Annotated in this window: 2 protein-coding genes; both read left to right on the top strand. The window is 77.8% G+C overall.

Translation table 11 applies throughout. The annotated features are described in order from the left end of the window. The first annotated feature begins 225 nt into the window (after nt 1–225). Nucleotides 226–1,167, top strand: coding sequence for a Rossmann-like and DUF2520 domain-containing protein (locus AC0CYZ_RS24350; RefSeq protein ID WP_472220124.1), 942 nt, complete (start codon nt 226–228; stop codon nt 1,165–1,167). Nucleotides 1,168–1,181: 14 nt separating this feature from the next. Beyond that, the coding region (locus tag AC0CYZ_RS24345; protein WP_472220126.1) for a pantoate--beta-alanine ligase at nt 1,182–1,413 on the top strand (232 nt) is incomplete at its 3' end.

Genomic DNA, 1,413 nt, shown 5'->3' with positions numbered 1-1,413 from the left:
GGGGATGCGTGGTGTGCCCCTCGCGCGGTGGGCAGCCGCGCCGGCGCGGGGTGGAGGAGCCGCGCCGGCCGCAGCGCACCGACGCCGCCGCGTCACCACCCCGCCGAGCACGGTGAAGCCGCTCACCTGCACGGCCCGTCCGGTCCGCCCGCGTCTACCCTCGCGGGCGCATCGTCCGGTACCCGCGCCGCGGGACGGGAACGACGACCTGTGAGGGGTGTCCCTGTGAGCGCCTCCGGCAACGACGCCGGGCCGGTCCCGGCCGCGCCCCGACCCGCCCGCCTCGACGTCGGGGTGGTCTCCGCCGGGCGCGTCGGCGCCGTGATGGGCGCTGCGCTCGCCGGCGCCGGGCACCGGGTCGTCGCCGCGTCCGCGGTGTCCCGGGCCTCCCGCGCCCGGGCCGAGGCGCTGCTGCCGGACGCGGAGATCCTCCCGCCCGACGAGGTGGTGCGCCGCGCCGACCTCGCCCTGCTCGCCGTCCCCGACGACGTCCTGCCCGGGCTCGTCCGCGGTCTCGCGGCGTCGGGGTGCCTGCGCCCGGGCCAGATCCTCGTGCACACCTGCGGCGCGCACGGCGTCGGCGTCCTCGGCCCCGCCGCCGAGCACGACGTCCTGCCCATCGCACTGCACCCGGCCATGACCGTCACCGGCCGGGCCGAGGACGTCCCCCGGCTCGCCGGCGCGTGCGTCGGGGTGACCGCGGGGGAGTCCGGGAGCGAGGACGCCGAGGCGGCGTGGCTGGTGGGCGAGGCCCTCGTCGTCGAGATCGGCGCGGAACCGGTGCGCGTCCCCGAGGAATTGCGCCCGCTCTACCACGCGGCCCTCGCGCACGGGGCGAACCACCTGATCACGCTCGTGCGCGAGGCCGTCGACATCCTGACGAACGCAGGCATCGAGCCGGCCGAGCGCGTGCTCGCCCCTCTGCTCTCGGCGGCGCTGGACAACGCGCTGCGGCTCGGCGACCGGGCGCTGACGGGGCCGGTCGTGCGCGGGGACGCCGGCACCGTCGCGACCCACCTGCGCCACCTCGATCGGCGCGCCCCCGCGTCGGCCGACCTCTACCGGGCCCTCGCCAAGCGGACCGCCGAACGCGCCCTGGAGCGCGGGCTGATCGGCCCCGAGGACTCCACGAACATCGTCCACGCCCTCGAGAGGCCCACGCCGTGACCCGCCCCTCCAGCCTGCGCACGCACGACATGGCCGGCCGTGGCCGACCCCGGTACGCCCAGGACGCGTTGACCGTCCACGAGGACCCGGCGTCCCTGCGCCGCGTGACGAAGGCGCTGCGCGGCAGCGGGCGCCGGGTGAACCTCGTACCGACCATGGGCGCCCTGCACGAGGGGCACCGCGAGCTGATGCGACGTGCGCGCGGCATCCCGGGCTCGACGACCGTCGTGTCGATCTTCGTGAACC

The organism is Actinomycetospora sp. (genome assembly GCF_055612215.1).
The sequence above is the reverse complement of the archived record's forward strand: the minus strand, read 5'-3'. Positions and strand labels throughout refer to the sequence as shown.